Source organism: Ruegeria sp. D1(2025) (assembly GCF_056536425.1).
Genome location: NZ_JBQFPO010000014.1, coordinates 58,234 through 72,031 on the forward strand (window position 1 = coordinate 58,234; position 13,798 = coordinate 72,031).

Below are 13,798 nucleotides of genomic sequence, written 5' to 3' on the forward strand. Positions count from 1 at the left end.
ATGGGCAAACGCAATGCAGATGGTATGGTTGGGAAATCGTTCAGAAATTTGGTCCGGCCCCGTTTCAAATGCAAACCGTCCCCCCAAAAAATCCCCTGCATGTCGTCGAGATGGGCACCCAATTCGGCATGGGCGGTATCACCCGGCATATCCTTGGGCTGAGTGACTGGTTACAGGCACGAAACCATCGCGTCACGCTGGCGGGAACGGCGGATATCTGGGCGGGGCCGGACCGGCAATCGGGGTTTCTGGACCTGCCCACCCGTTATGTCGCGGGTGACGGCGGCAGCATCGCCAACCGGCTGCGCCACACAGCCGTCGCAGCCTGGCGGTTGCGGCGCTGGCTGGCGGACAACCCGGCTGATCTGATCCATTGCCATGAATCCGCGCCTGCGCTGGTCGCCAACCTGGCCCGCACCGGGCGGCGCATTCCGGTGGCCGTCACCTATCACGGGTCCGAACCTGAACGGATCGCCGCCTTTGGCCGGATTGCCGCGAAATGCGACCTGGTGATCACGCCAAGCCACCGCTCGGCCGAGGATCTGGCCACGATTGGGAACGTGCCCCAGGACAAACTGAAGGTCATCGGGCTGGGCGTGACACCACCGCCCGACGACAGCACGGACGAGATCGCAAAGCTGCGCGCCGAACTGCTTGGGGATGGCGAGCGGGTGATCGTCACGCTGGCCCGCCTGCTGCCGCAGAAAGGGATCGACATCCTGATCGACTGCGTCGCGCAGATGAAGGAGACGCATCCGGGCTACCGTTTCATCGTAGCAGGCGACGGACCGGATGAGGCGCAACTGCATGCGCTGGCGCAGGAAAAGGGCCTCGGCAAGCACCTGCGTTTCATTGGCCGCACGGACAAGCCGATCCGGCATCTGCGCGCGGCAGACCTGTTCCTGTTGACCTCGCGGTGGGAAGCGCTGCCCTTCACCATCGCCGAAGCGTTCCAGGCCGGCACCCCGGCCGTGGCCACCGCCTGTTCCGGGGTTGTCGAACTGATCGACGACAGCGTTGGCGCGGTCGTGCCCATCGGCGATATCGACGCGATCTGCGCGGCGGTTGCGGACGTCCTGTCAGACGAAGACCGCCGCCGCGCCCTTGCGGAAAACGCCCTGAAACGCAGCCGCGAAGACCGGTTCGACCCGGATTGGGTGCATCGCCAGTTCGAAAAGACCTATTACGATCTGGCGAACCGCCAAAGGTGACAGCAGATCAGGGGCGTTTGGTGATGTAGCCCCAGACCTCGCCCAGCGTCCAAGCGGTCGACAGCAGCATGACATAGGGCAGTGCTTTGAGGTACCGCATCCCCCGCCCCTTGCTGGCCTGCAGCTTGTAGTGACGCACCCAGAGCAGTGGCGGGATCAGCGGCCCCGCCAGGATCAGCATCAGGCGTTTTGCATTGCTTTGATTGCGCACCCGGATCTCACCAAACAAACGGCCCCAATCGAACCGCTCGGGCAGCAATTCCCGGAAGGTTGCCTTGGGGCGATGGTGATGAACGACTACTTCGTTCGACAGCCACAGTTCCTCGCCCTGTTCGATCAGGTGCCAGTGCACGATCGGCTCGTGATAGCGGTCTTTCCACAGGTGCTGCGTCTCATCCAATGCCTTGCGGCTGTAGGTCAGGTTCACATCCGACACCCAGTCCGCCGGGCCGGTGTCAAACGGTCGCCCGTAACGGCCGAAATCGGTGACGTAGAAGGCCCAGTTCAGCGGGCTGACCGGTTCCATGCATTCAATCGCGCCGCCGATCACGTTCTTGCCGGTTTCCGCATAAAGCCGCACGATGGTGCGCGCCCAGTCGGATTGCGGCAGGCCGCGATCTTCGAGAATGCCAATGATGTCGCCCGTTGCGGCAGCCAGCCCCGCCGAACGGCGGCGGTCGTAAAGCTCGTGCTTGCCCGCCTCGGACGTGATCGGGCGGACGGGGTCGATGACGCCAAGGTCCAGAAATCGCACTTCGGGATAGTCATCGGCGTATTGCGCCACATCCGCGACGCTGGCGTCATAGGGAATGATCACATCCAGCGGCGGCGGGTCGTCGAAACTGCGCACTGCTTCAAGAAAATCCCGCACATAGCTGCCGCCCTGTACAATGGTCAGAACAATGGAAAGGGTTGGATCGCTGCTCATCGGATTTTCATGTCCCCCAGATTGTCCAGTATGACCGGCTGACCGCTACGGGTGCTTTCCGGCACCGCCGCCGCGATCTCGACCGCGCGCAGACCTGCGTGACCATCGGCGCAGTTCAGGCCGGTCTCGCCCCGGGTCAGACGGATGAAATCGGCCAGTTCCTCGCCAAAGGACAGGATGGCGGTCGTCTTCCAGGATTTCAGTTTCTCGCGCACCATGATTTCCGGATAGAATTTACGCACCCGTTTGGGCGCGCCGCCCGGCTTGTCCATGGTGATGACAAGGTTCTGCATCGGCGCATAGGCCCCGCGCACCATGCCGTGCGATCCGTAAACCTCGATCACGCTCTGATACCCTTTCCAGTCGTTCCAGCAGGCCTGATAGATTGCCGCAATGCCATCGGGGTTCTTGAAAATCGCCATCGCGTTGTCTTCGGACCCCGGCACGTCCCAGACCTTGTTGCTGGCCACCCCATAAACGCTGGTGATTTCGCCCAGAATGAAGCGCGCCATGTCGGTCATGTGGATGCCCACATCCCATAGGGCACCACCGCCTGAGAACTCGGCCTGATATTCCCAGTCATGGGTGAAATGGCCCAGTCCGTCATGGCCGCCATAGACCCGAACATGGTCGATTTCGCCAATCTCGCCCGAAGTCGCGACCTCTTTCACATGCGCAAATGACGGGTAGTAGCGCATGTTGAACCCGGCCCCCAAAGCCTTGCCTGCCTTTTCCGCCGCAGCAACGATCCGCCTTGCCCCTTCCACGGTCGGGGCCAGCGGCTTTTCGGTCAGCACATGCAGCCCTTCGGCAAAGGCGCGCAGGCACAGCGGTTCGCGCACATGCGCGGGGGTCGAGATCACCACCGCATCCATCGGGGTGGCAAAAAACCGGTCGAGATCGGTAAAGGCGGGTGCACCGTCGGCCACGGCCACGGCACGATGAAATTCCAGATCCAGAACCGCTACCAGTTCGGCATCAGGAGACTCGAGAATGTTCTGAACCCGCATCTGGCCGATCTTTCCGGCCGCTCCGATCACACCGATCTTCATTCAATTCCTCATTAACAATCGCGGGCACGTAACGGGCTGTACCCGGCATCTCTAACAACAATTCACCTGCAAGCGGAGTAGCATAGGCGCTGCCTCCACGCTAGGTTTCTGAATGACGGCGCTTGCCGGCACAACGGAATCGCAAAGGGACATGACGCCGTGAACATCGCCGGATCGGACCACCTGAAGGGCAAGGCCGTCTTCGTGACCGGCGCAACCGGCTTTGTCGGCAAACGGCTTGTTCCCGCCCTGCTGGAGACCGGCGCCAGCGTCACCGTCCTGCTGCGCAGCCGTCACGGCGCGCGCGCGCTCGAGGCCATCGGCGCGCAGGTCATGACCGGATCGCTTGGAGACAGGGCCACCATGGAAACCGCACTGCGGGATCAGGATGTGCTGTTTCATCTTGCCTATGACATGCGCGCGCCTGCGGCAGACAATCTTGCCGCTTTCGATACGCTCAGAACAGCAGCGGAAACCGCCGGGGTTGGGCGGATCATCCATATTAGTTCGATCGTCGTCTATGACGGCTGGCCGCAGGAGGACCTGACCGAGGAAAGCCCGTTGTCCCGTGCCGGAGGCACCCCGTACCGGCAGGCCAAAATGGCGATGGAACAGGCTCTGATACAGGGGAAATGCCCGGCGGCGATCCTGCAGCCGACGTTGGTTTATGGCCCCGGAAGCATGCTGTGGACCGACCGGCCTGCGGATTGGATGGCAGCGGGCAGCGTGGTGCTGCCGGACCCCGAGGGGCTGTGCAATGCCGTTTTCGTCGACGATCTGGTGCAGGCCATGCTGCGCGCCGCCGTGCTGGAAGACCTGGGGCGGGAAAGGTTCATTATCTCGGGCGCAGACCCCTTTGCCTGGTCGGATTTTCTGACCGGCCATGCCGATATCATCGGCCATGGCAGCGTGCGCCATGTCCCCCTTGCAACCCTCAAAGACGGGCTGCCACCGGAAGAACCCGGCGAGATCCCCGACACACCGCCGCTGGCCGCCCGGATCAGTGCCGCCGCGCGAACCTGGATCGGACGGGAAAGGTTCGAAAAGCTGGTCCACAAAGTGAAAGGGTTTCTGCCCGCACAAAGCGAGATGCACCCAGATCGCTATATACTGGAACTGTTTTCAACCAGGGGGCGCTGCCGGATCGATCATGCCCGGACCCGGCTGGGCTATACACCCGCGCATGACCTTGAGGCCGGACTGGCCGCCACCCGTGCCTATCTGCTGGCCCGCTATGGTAAATGATGCCGCTGCATATAAGATTGTTTAATCATTTCAGGGATGAAGACATTTGATCCATATCGCCGTTGATGCAACGCCTTGGGAAAACGAACGTGGCTTTGGCCGCTTCACCCGTAATCTGATCGCTGCTCTGGCCGCCCGCGATAGCGGCTTTCGCTATACGTTATTATTCGATCAGGAACCAACGCGGCCCGTGCCGGACGGGGTCGAAACACTTGTTGCAGGGTCTGATTTGTCCATGTCCGAGGCATCTTCGGGTGCCAGGGCCCGGGGCGGTGCCGATCTGCTGACAATGGCCCGGGCGGCCCGGCGTATCGACTGCGACGTGTTCTTCTATCCGGCGGTTTATTCCTATTTCCCCCTGCCCGCCCGGCGCCCCACCGTGGTGTGCTATCACGACACGATCCCCGAACGCTTTCCCGATCTGATCTTTCCCAAACGACTGAATTTCAGGCTGTGGCAGGCGAAATGCTGGCTGGCCAAGATGCAGGCAACGCGGGTGATGACGATATCAGATGCCTCGGCAGATGATCTGACGCAGATCCTGCGCATTCCCCGTGACCGGATCGACATTATCACGGAGGGGGCCGAACCCGTTTTTCGACCATCTCAGGACAAATCGGCTCTAACAAAGGCCCGGCAGGCCTATGGAATCCCGTCCGACGCCCCCTTGCTGGTCTATCTGGGTGGCTTCAACCGGCACAAGAATGTGCTGCGCCTGATTGAGGCCATGCCTCGGATTCTGGCACAGGTTCCGGAAACGCGTCTGGCCATCGTCGGGCGCACGACCGGCGCGCGGTTCTGGGACAACATCGAAGACCTGAAAGCCAGCGCCGCGGCCGATGCGGCCCGGTCCGAAAGCATCGTATTCACCGGTGAAATCGACGACCCGGATCTGGCCGCCCTGCTCAATACCGCCGATGCGCTGGTGTTCCCTTCGCTGTGGGAAGGGTTCGGCCTGCCCGCGCTTGAGGCGATGTCCTGCGGCACCCCGGTTCTGTCCTCGGATCGCGGCAGCCTGCCCGAGGTGGTGGGCGATGGCGGGCTGTATTTCGACCCTCTGTCCAGCCAGGCCCTGGCGGATCAGGCCATCCGGCTGCTGACCGAACCCGGCCTTCAGAACGACTTGTCGCAAAAGGCGCTGGCACAGGCTGCGAACTTCAGCTGGGACAAAGGCGCAGAATTAGCGGAAGAGTCTTTCCGGCGCGCCCTGCGCCCGAAATAATAAAAATATCGTCCCGATTCACTTTCCACGGAAAACCTCAACAATTCCTTCCATGGCTGAAAATTAGGCCTGCTTTGGAAACGCAGTGCCGCACTCTTGAACCGGGCTGACAAATCTATTGGATTCGCTCTCGTTCCGCCCTATCCGTGGAAAGGGCCGGAATTCCCGGAGGCTTTGCCGCGAATTGATTTCAGTCTGACTTTGCACGACCAGGATAGATTATGAACTGCGAAACCTCACATCATCAGTCCCTCAGACAACGTATTGCGGCGCGCGACGCGCGGGTTGCCGTGGTGGGACTGGGCTATGTCGGCCTGCCGCTGGCGCTGACCGCCTATGACGAAGGGTTCGACACCACCGGCGTCGACCTCAACCCCGACCGGGTTGCGCGGATCAATCAGGGTGATCAGGTCATCTCGTATCTGGCACAGGACCGGATCGCGCAGGCGGTGAACAGCGGGCGCTTCCGCGCAACGCAGGATGCCGCCGCGCTGACTGACGCCGATATCGTGCTGGTCTGCGTGCCGACCCCGCTGACCGATGCACAGGACCCGGACATGCGCTTTGTCGTGGCGGCCGCGCAGACCATCGCGCAGCATCTGCGCCCCGGTCAGATGGTGGTGCTGGAAAGCAGCGTCTGGCCCGGCGCCACGACCACGCTGGTTCAGCCCATCCTCGAGGCGGGCGGTCTGCGGGCAGGGTCCGATTTCTTCCTGGCTTTCTCGCCCGAGCGGGAAGACCCGGGCAATGACAAGTTCGACACGCACAGCATTCCCAAGGTGGTCGGTGCCGACGATCCGCTGTCGCGGCAACTGGTCGAGGATTTCTACCGCGCCATCGTCACCAGCGCGGTGCCGGTCAGTTCAGCCGCCACCGCCGAGGCGGTGAAGCTGGTCGAAAACAGTTTTCGCACCGTCAATATCGCGCTGGTCAACGAGTTGAAGACCGCGCTTGAAGCGATGGACGTGGATGTCTGGGAGGTGATTGAGGCCGCGGCCACCAAACCGTTCGGCTTCATGCCCTTCTATCCCGGCCCCGGCATTGGTGGGGCCTGCATCCCGGTGTCTCCGGCCTATCTGGCCTGGCGCGCCGCGGATGCAGGATCTGATACGCCGCTTATCAATCTGGCCCGCACCAGCAATGACGCGGTGCCCGAGATGCTGGCGGCCCGGATGGCCGCGGAACTGACCGCGCGCAACGGGTCTGCGCTGGCCGAAACCGGGCAGCCCCTGACCGGGCAGCGGATTTTGCTGATGGGCATCGCCTACAAGCGCGATGTCGAGGATACCCGCCGCAGCCCGGCGCTGGTGCTGCTGGACGAGTTGGAAAAGCTGGGGGCCGGGGTCGATTATCACGATCCGTATTTCCCCTGCCTGCCGGAAGGCGGCGAATACCCGCAGCTGGCCGGGCGGACCTCGCAGCCGCTGACGGGTGAAACCCTGAAACGCTATGCCGCCGTGGCCGTCATCACCGATCACAGCGCGCCGGATTACGATCTGGTCGCACGCGAGGCGGCATTGGTGTTCGACACCCGCAATGTTTTCGAAAAACAGGGAATCCGGGTGGCGGACGGGCGTCTGGTAAAGATGTGATCAGCCCGGCCATATCCCGGGAACCGGGATCGCAAAAAAGGCGGACGGACAGGGAATTAGGCCCCAATACACCCGTTTCGGCGTGTTTCGGACCCATGAAATCGCGCCAATCGGCGGAGCTTTGCACGTTTTGAGGGTTTGGGTGGCCACGGATTGCCGCCATAAAATTTTTGCGAAATAGTGCACCCAACATTCCAATGTCTGCAAACAGGCAGTGTCGAACGAGTAGTTGGGGCAAAGCCCCGTCAGGTAAAATAACCAAATTTTAACCCAAGGTGGTTCACAGTTTTGCCATGATTCCGGCGCGGAATCATACCGGGCACTCACCCGGTGGCACAACTACGGCCACTTTGGAAACTGACGCGGCCAAAACCAATGCCGGAGGACCGGATAACATGATGGGAATTCTCGGAATAGCTGTCCTTGTCGGCCTGGGTGCCAGTGGGATTGCTTTGTACTCCGGTATGTCCGTCCTGATGGTGCTGGGGATCTATATGCTGTCAGGCTGGGTGTTCATTCTTGCGGCCGGCCTCGTGATCTTCGCCATCAGGTCTTTCAAGCCGCAGACGCGGGAACAGGATCACGCCTATTCGGGCTGAGCACCTGTGACACCCGGGAAACCGCCGGGACATCTTTCATTGCTGTTGCAAACGCATGGCAAGGCGCCCGTAATTCCGCGCGCCTTAGTCCCGCCCCGCGACCCGCTTGGCCACATATCCCAGAAAGGCCCGCTGCGGATTTCTGATCTGCGGACGCCCCGACGCGGCCCAATAGGCCAGCCAGTCCGCCTCCAGCGCATAGACATCGCGACCCGGTGCCATCGCCCTGGCCTCCTCCAGCGCCCCAGATGGCAGAACCGGTTTGTCCGGCCCTTCGACCACCTGACCCCGGCGCGAGAAGCGGATCAGGTCTCCGGGCTCTTCGGTCATCTCGTAATCGGGCAGATGATCGGCGGCGATCATGTCCCGGATCATCTTGCGGAACACCCGCCGGGGTGACGCCGAACCCGACTTCTTCAGCAGCACCTCGACCGATATCCGCCATTCGGGCTGACGCCCGCAATGCTTGCGCGCCAACTCGTAGATCCGCCGCTCCAGCGGTTTGCGCAGGCGGAAGTAATCGCGGCTGAGCGTCAGCACCGATTTTGCCAACACCGCGCGGAACAGCCAGTCGGACAGTTTCACGCTGACGCTGACCATCCGGCCCGCCCGGGTAAGGCGGACGATCTCCCAGCTTTCGATCAGGCCAAAGCCTGTGGTGGTCTCTTTCTCGCCGGTGACGATGTTGGTGGTGATCCGGGTTCCTGCCAGCCGCTCGAACGCCTCGCGCAGGCGCTTGTAGCCGTCGCCGCTGGTCTCGCGGTTGGTGGCCACCAGCAGATCATGCGCCTTCAGATGCAACACCTGGCTGACAGTCCGGCCGGCATTGATCGCCGCCATCAGCTGGCTGATGCAAAAGATCAGGATGTCCTTGTCATGGATCGTCGCCAGACCCCGCACCGAAGGCGTTACCGTGATCTCGACCCCGTTATGTTCGTAATTCAGGATCCGCCGATCCGGTCGGGTCGAGAGCGAAAACATCGGATGCTCCATCGACCCCATATCGGTCTTGGGCAGCGCATCGAAGATATCGCATACAAAAAAATCACCCGTTGGATGCCGGTCAGGCAACAACGCCCCTGACCCGCTCATACTGCCCTGCCCATATGTTCCTGCCCGAATCTTCGTTCGTGGTTTTATTGACGCTTACCGTAAAGTTATCCACAGGAGGCGTAAAGCCGCCGGATCGTGGGTTCAGAGTCACTGCAACGTGGGTTCAGAGTCACCCTTTCGTGGGATCAGATTCACTTGGTGTACCAAAAAACACGAAAAACCTTTTTTTTTCTTATGTTTAAGAACGATGATCCAGCAATGTAACTAATAAAATAACAAGATTCTAACTGAACAATTTTTTGCATCGCGCTTCAAAGCACCGTCTCAACCAGCAATTACCCCTTATTTTTGCTTAGAAAACCCAGTCTTGTACTCATAATGCTTTCGCATGCTGTCTTTTGTGGTATATTGGGGAAAACATAGCACATGGGCAGAATTTCAATGCGAGCAGGCACATCCGAGGGGCTTCCCCCGTATTTCAATATCGACCCGGATCTGGCTTATGAAGAACTTGGGAACCCGACCGGAACCCATGATTTCTCAGCCATTGCCGATGCGTGCGCCCGAGGGCGTGCGGACCTGGCCAGTCGGGGTCTGGAAGAAGGCGGGCACAAAAAACTGCGGCTGTTTTCGACCTGGGAAATCACCAAGTATCTGATCCCCGTTGCCCCTGCTCATTTCCGCCGGGTCCTGAAGGCCAACCCGGATTTGCCTCAGGGGCGATCCGAAACCGAAGGCGGCGCCAAGTGGTTCACACTGGACGAGGTGCTGCGCCTGCGGACGCATTTCGCCTCGGAAGGCTCCAAGGCCAAAGAATATCGCCCCTATCGCCCCAAGGGGCTGCCGGCAAAGATCGTTTCGGTGGCAAATTTCAAGGGCGGTGTCGGCAAGACCTCGACCTGTGCCCATCTGGCCATGTCCGCCGCTCTGGATGGCTACAGGGTGCTGGTCATCGATCTGGACAGCCAGGGGTCGATGACTTCGATCTTCGGCGGCAAGGTGACCGATGAATGGCAGACGGTGTTCCCCCTGCTGGCGCGCCACTATGCCACCCATCTGCGCCGGGACAATCAGGGACGGCTTGACCGGGGCGAGGCCCCGCATCCGATCGACGACACGCTGTCGGATGCGTTGAAACTGCGCGGCGGCGATCTGATCCAGAAAACCCACTGGCCCAACATTGATCTGATCGGTGCACAGCTGAACCTTTACTGGGCCGAGTTCCAGATCCCGGTCTGGCGCATGCAGGGGCGCAGCTGGAAGCTGTGGGATGCGCTGACAGAAACGCTGGAAGAGGATGGCGTGCTGGATGAGTATGACATCGTCTTCATCGATACCCCCCCTGCCCTGGGTTATCTGACGATCAACGGGCTGGCGGCCTCGGATATTCTGCTGGTGCCCATGGGTGCATCGTTCCTGGAGTTCGATTCCACGGGCCGGTTCTTCGACATGCTGCATTCCACGTTCCAGTCGATTGAAGAGGGGGAGAATATGGCCGCCCGCGCGCTGGGACGGCCCGAGATGGCCTTTCAGTGGGATGCAGTGCGCACGGTCATCACCCGCTATGACGGCAGCCAGCAGGCAGAGCTGGCCGGGCTGATGCAGGCCTATCTGGGCCGCACCCTGTCACCGCACTGGCAAGGCTACACGGCGCTGATCGGCCAGGCCGGGGAACAGGTCAACGGCATCTACGAGGCCGATTACCGCGATTTCAACCGTGAGACCTATGTGCGCGGGCGCGAAACCTTTGACGCCACCTATGCCTCGTTCAAGAAGCTGCTGATCGGCGTCTGGCGGGGCGAGGAGCTGGCTGGGCAAGCCGAAGCGGCAGAAACGCCGGAACTGACGCTTTAAGCGGGATGTTTCGCGCGCGAAACACGATCAGCGGTGCCCGGTGCAGAGTCTGATCCGCGCAGGAAAAGGAGAATGTGATGGCAAAACGAAAGCGACTGACCCCTGCCCGGTCGGATTATCTGGACGACACCCGCCCAGCCATCGGGGCGCAATCCATGTTTGCCCCTGAGGCACCACGATCCGCGCCTCCTGTTGCGCAGGTGGCAGGTGCCACGGCGGCACAGGCCGCGCTGGAAGAGCTGTCCGGGGAATTGCGTGCGGCCCGCGCCGAAGGGCGTCTGGTGCAGGACCTGCCGCTGGATACTGTCGAGGAAACCTATCTGGTACGCGACCGCCTGGCCGCCGATGATGCGGATATGGAGGCCTTGAAGGAAAGTCTGAAGGCCCGCGGACAGCAAACCCCGATCGAGGTTGTCGAGCTGGAGGGCGGGCGGTATGGCCTGATTTCCGGCTGGCGTCGGATGACCGCGTTGCGGGCGCTGGCGCAGGAGACGGGCGAGGCGCGGTTTGAAACCGTGCGGGCGTTCCTCAGACAACCTCAGAGCGCCTCGGACGCCTATGTGGCCATGGTCGAGGAAAACGAGATCCGGGTCGGGCTGAGCTATTACGAACGTGCCCGGATCGTGGCGCGCGCGGCGGAGCAGGGGGTTTACCCGGATGAGGCCGCTGCTTTGCGCGGGCTGTTCGCATCCGCCAGCCGTGCCAAGCGGTCGAAGATCGGCTCGTTCATTGCGATCTATCACGCGCTGGATGAACATCTGCGCTTTGCCTCGGCCATCCCCGAGCGGTTGGGGTTGTCGATTGCGAAGGTCCTGAAGGATGATCCGAAGGCCGCGCGCCAGCTTGCCGGAAAGCTGGATCATACCCGGGCCGAAACATGCGACGCGGAACTGTCGGCTCTGACACGGGCTGTGAACGGTTACGGTTCGGATCGATCGAAATCAGCCGTATCAGAGTCTATTGCACCGCCCAAGGAGACAATTGGAGACATTCAGTTGAAGCAGAGTCGAAACGGGGCGCAGATCACCCTGTCGGGGCGGGGGATGACCGAGACATTCCTTGCAGACTTGCGAAGCTGGCTGCACGCGCGCGACAACTGATGTTTCGCGCGCGAAACAGGGGTCAGGGGATGGCGCGGGCCTCGTCCGCGTCCCAATCCGTTCCCTTGAAACGTTCGACGATGACGGACTGGTAGTCGAACCTGCCAAGACGTTGCGCATAGTGGCACCGACCGTCGATCGGAACGCCCGGATCTTCGAGCGTGAAGATGGCCAGCTTTTCCCGGCCGTCCGCATCCTTTAGCCGAAAGCGCGTCGGGGCACCGGCAAGGGGCAGAACCTTACAGGCGGGGCGTTGCCAGACAAGCATGTCGTCGGTTCGGCACAGGGTTTCATCGTTGCCAAGATCAATGCACCCGGTCTGCTGCTTCAGCCCGGTTGACGGCTCAAGACAGACATGGACCGTATGACCGTCGTGAAAGACCGCACCCTGTTCCGGAAATGCGGGGCAGGGGATCGGGCTGGCGGCTACAAATGTCGGTTCCATCGGGCGGTCATAAAGCTCGGTGAAAATACCGGGCACAGGGTTGTTGCGATGAAAGACCGTCCACCCCAGCAGGCCGCCCCAGCTGAGTTCCGGATAGTCGAGCCCACCGGAGATGCGAAAACTGTCGCCGTCAAACCCCGGAGTTTCCGAGACTTGCGCAAAGATCGCGTGCGCTGTTTCCGTATCCCGGCGTCCGGTTTCCACCTGGTCCGACCAGACCGTAATGCTCAGGGCAATGGATAATCCCGCCAAGGCGACCGCACCGCCCTGTACCACGCGTCCGGTGAAAGAACCGCGCTGCCACCAGCCGCATATCTGGCCTGCTGTGATCAGAACCGCGAAGACGGCAAATGGCAGATAAGCCACGACACGCCCCGGCATCCATAGGGTGGCATAAGCAAACCATGCGATCACCGGCAAGATAAACAGCCCGGCAAAAGCGCCAAAGGCCACCCGCATCGCCGGAATCAGGCCAGCCGTCCGCCAGGTGCGGAGCACCGCCCACCCGGACGCCAGCAGGGCCACTGCGAGGGTGGTGGCGTAAATCAGTCGGAACACCCAGGGTGTGTGTTGGAACCCGCCTGAGTGCAGCCTTTTCCAGAATGTCGGCAGAGCTGCCAGTTTTTGTATAACCTGGTCCGAGCCTGGCTGGCTAAACCGGGTGACTTCTCCGGCATGGGAACTCAGGCCGACGGCGATCCGCCACTCCAGCAGATAGACGAGGATGGCGAAAACAGATCCGATCAGGGCCACGAGGACCGCGCGCGAAACGGTTTTCAGGGAAGATGTGTCGTACCGCATGATCTGAAGCGCGATGAACAGGGCGCCGAATGGGGCGAAGGGCTGATAGATCGCGCAGGACAGGGCCAGCATTTGTATGGCGAGAAGGGCACGGGCAAACCACGCCAGACCGATTGATCGATCGGCAAGGTTCCAGAACATCCGGTAGGCTTGCAGGGACAGGGCCAGTGACAGGGGAAACGCGAAGACATGCGATGAGAAGTTCAGCGCATCGATCATGTAGATGTGGCAGATGCTGAGGCTGAATATTGCGGTTGCGGCCAGCGGCGCCTGCCGTTCGTCGGTTGCCGTGCGGGCCAGTGTCCAGGAAATCCAGAACAGACAGGCAAAGGAAAGGGGCGCCTGAATGGGCGTCAGGAACCGCTCGCCCATGATGAAGACATAAAGCGCCTCCATCGCCCATCTGCCTTCTTCGGTTGTCCAGTTGAGGGGCATGCCGCCAGCAGGTGCCCCGTGAACCTGTCGCCAGTCATCGGGGTTGTATCCATCCAGCAGCAACCCCGGAAGGGTTGCGACGCAAAAGATGGCGGCACTTATCGCCAGAGCCTGCACCAAGGTCAGATTGAAATTCTTTAACACTGAAACACTCCGAACCCGTTCAATCCTTGTGTAGCCTATTGTCGGGATATGCGGTTGAGAAGCACGGGATCAGACAAAACTTTTTCACAGCAGAGCGTTAGTGTGGGGGAAAGGCAT

At 61.1% G+C, this 13,798-nt stretch carries 11 protein-coding genes; 7 read left to right on the forward strand and 4 right to left on the reverse strand.

What is annotated here, in order from left to right; translation table 11 throughout:
• Positions 1-68: 68 nt before the first annotated feature.
• Positions 69-1,211 (forward strand): glycosyltransferase family 4 protein, encoded by a 1,143-nt coding sequence (locus ACR1XU_RS21060; RefSeq protein ID WP_480536761.1) that lies wholly within the window; start codon positions 69-71, stop codon positions 1,209-1,211.
• Positions 1,212-1,218: 7 nt separating this feature from the next.
• Here the strand turns inward: ACR1XU_RS21060 and ACR1XU_RS21065 are convergent, their stop codons facing one another.
• Positions 1,219-2,139 (reverse strand): glycosyltransferase family 2 protein, encoded by a 921-nt coding sequence (locus ACR1XU_RS21065; RefSeq protein WP_480915682.1) that lies wholly within the window; start codon positions 2,137-2,139, stop codon positions 1,219-1,221.
• Positions 2,136-3,191, reverse strand: a complete 1,056-nt coding sequence (locus ACR1XU_RS21070; protein WP_480915683.1) for a Gfo/Idh/MocA family protein — start codon at positions 3,189-3,191, stop codon at positions 2,136-2,138. The genes ACR1XU_RS21065 and ACR1XU_RS21070 overlap by 4 nt, the downstream gene beginning before the upstream one ends.
• A 159-nt stretch (positions 3,192-3,350) precedes the next feature.
• On the opposite strand from ACR1XU_RS21070, the gene ACR1XU_RS21075 reads away from it, so the two are divergent.
• The 4 genes from ACR1XU_RS21075 to ACR1XU_RS21090 all read left to right on the forward strand — a co-directional run bounded on the left by ACR1XU_RS21075 (position 3,351) and on the right by ACR1XU_RS21090 (position 7,849).
• Positions 3,351-4,436, forward strand: a complete 1,086-nt coding sequence (locus tag ACR1XU_RS21075; RefSeq protein ID WP_480915684.1) for an NAD-dependent epimerase/dehydratase family protein — start codon at positions 3,351-3,353, stop codon at positions 4,434-4,436.
• Positions 4,437-4,482: 46 nt separating this feature from the next.
• Positions 4,483-5,658 carry a glycosyltransferase family 4 protein gene (locus tag ACR1XU_RS21080; RefSeq protein WP_480915685.1) on the forward strand — a complete coding sequence of 392 codons (1,176 nt, stop codon included), beginning with the start codon at positions 4,483-4,485 and terminating at the stop codon, positions 5,656-5,658.
• Positions 5,659-5,879: 221 nt separating this feature from the next.
• A complete protein-coding gene (locus tag ACR1XU_RS21085; RefSeq protein WP_170817338.1) occupies positions 5,880-7,250 on the forward strand; it encodes a nucleotide sugar dehydrogenase in 1,371 nt (456 codons plus the stop codon).
• A gap of 395 nt (positions 7,251-7,645) precedes the next feature.
• On the forward strand, positions 7,646-7,849 hold the full coding sequence (locus ACR1XU_RS21090; protein ID WP_170616960.1) for a hypothetical protein: 204 nt from the start codon (positions 7,646-7,648) through the stop codon (positions 7,847-7,849).
• 84 nt (positions 7,850-7,933) lie between these two features.
• Here ACR1XU_RS21090 and ACR1XU_RS21095 read toward each other — a convergent pair whose 3' ends face one another.
• On the reverse strand, positions 7,934-8,941 hold the full coding sequence (locus ACR1XU_RS21095; protein ID WP_170682253.1) for a replication initiator protein A: 1,008 nt from the start codon (positions 8,939-8,941) through the stop codon (positions 7,934-7,936).
• 387 nt (positions 8,942-9,328) lie between these two features.
• Here ACR1XU_RS21095 and ACR1XU_RS21100 point away from each other — a divergent pair, with 387 nt between their 5' ends.
• Together ACR1XU_RS21100 and ACR1XU_RS21105 are read left to right on the forward strand one after the other, a co-directional pair.
• Positions 9,329-10,756, forward strand: coding sequence for an AAA family ATPase (locus ACR1XU_RS21100; protein WP_480915686.1), 1,428 nt, complete (start codon positions 9,329-9,331; stop codon positions 10,754-10,756).
• 77 nt (positions 10,757-10,833) lie between these two features.
• Positions 10,834-11,856: a ParB/RepB/Spo0J family partition protein gene (locus ACR1XU_RS21105; RefSeq protein WP_480915687.1), complete on the forward strand. Its 1,023-nt coding sequence runs from the start codon at positions 10,834-10,836 to the stop codon at positions 11,854-11,856.
• Between the two features lie 22 nt (positions 11,857-11,878).
• On the opposite strand, the gene ACR1XU_RS21110 is transcribed toward ACR1XU_RS21105, so the two are convergent.
• The gene (locus tag ACR1XU_RS21110; protein ID WP_480915688.1) at positions 11,879-13,681 is read right to left on the reverse strand and encodes a hypothetical protein; all 1,803 of its coding nucleotides are present in this window, start codon (positions 13,679-13,681) and stop codon (positions 11,879-11,881) included.
• Positions 13,682-13,798 lie beyond the last annotated feature (117 nt).

Coding starts and splice junctions, on each gene's coding strand:
- ACR1XU_RS21060 (WP_480536761.1), top strand. CDS start 69: ATGCAAACCGTCCCCCCAAAAAATCCCCTGCATGTCGTCGAGATGGGC.
- ACR1XU_RS21070 (WP_480915683.1), bottom strand. CDS start 3,191: ATGAAGATCGGTGTGATCGGAGCGGCCGGAAAGATCGGCCAGATGCGG.
- ACR1XU_RS21105 (WP_480915687.1), top strand. CDS start 10,834: ATGGCAAAACGAAAGCGACTGACCCCTGCCCGGTCGGATTATCTGGAC.
- ACR1XU_RS21065 (WP_480915682.1), bottom strand. CDS start 2,139: ATGAGCAGCGATCCAACCCTTTCCATTGTTCTGACCATTGTACAGGGC.
- ACR1XU_RS21095 (WP_170682253.1), bottom strand. CDS start 8,941: ATGAGCGGGTCAGGGGCGTTGTTGCCTGACCGGCATCCAACGGGTGAT.
- ACR1XU_RS21090 (WP_170616960.1), top strand. CDS start 7,646: ATGATGGGAATTCTCGGAATAGCTGTCCTTGTCGGCCTGGGTGCCAGT.
- ACR1XU_RS21085 (WP_170817338.1), top strand. CDS start 5,880: ATGAACTGCGAAACCTCACATCATCAGTCCCTCAGACAACGTATTGCG.
- ACR1XU_RS21100 (WP_480915686.1), top strand. CDS start 9,329: ATGGGCAGAATTTCAATGCGAGCAGGCACATCCGAGGGGCTTCCCCCG.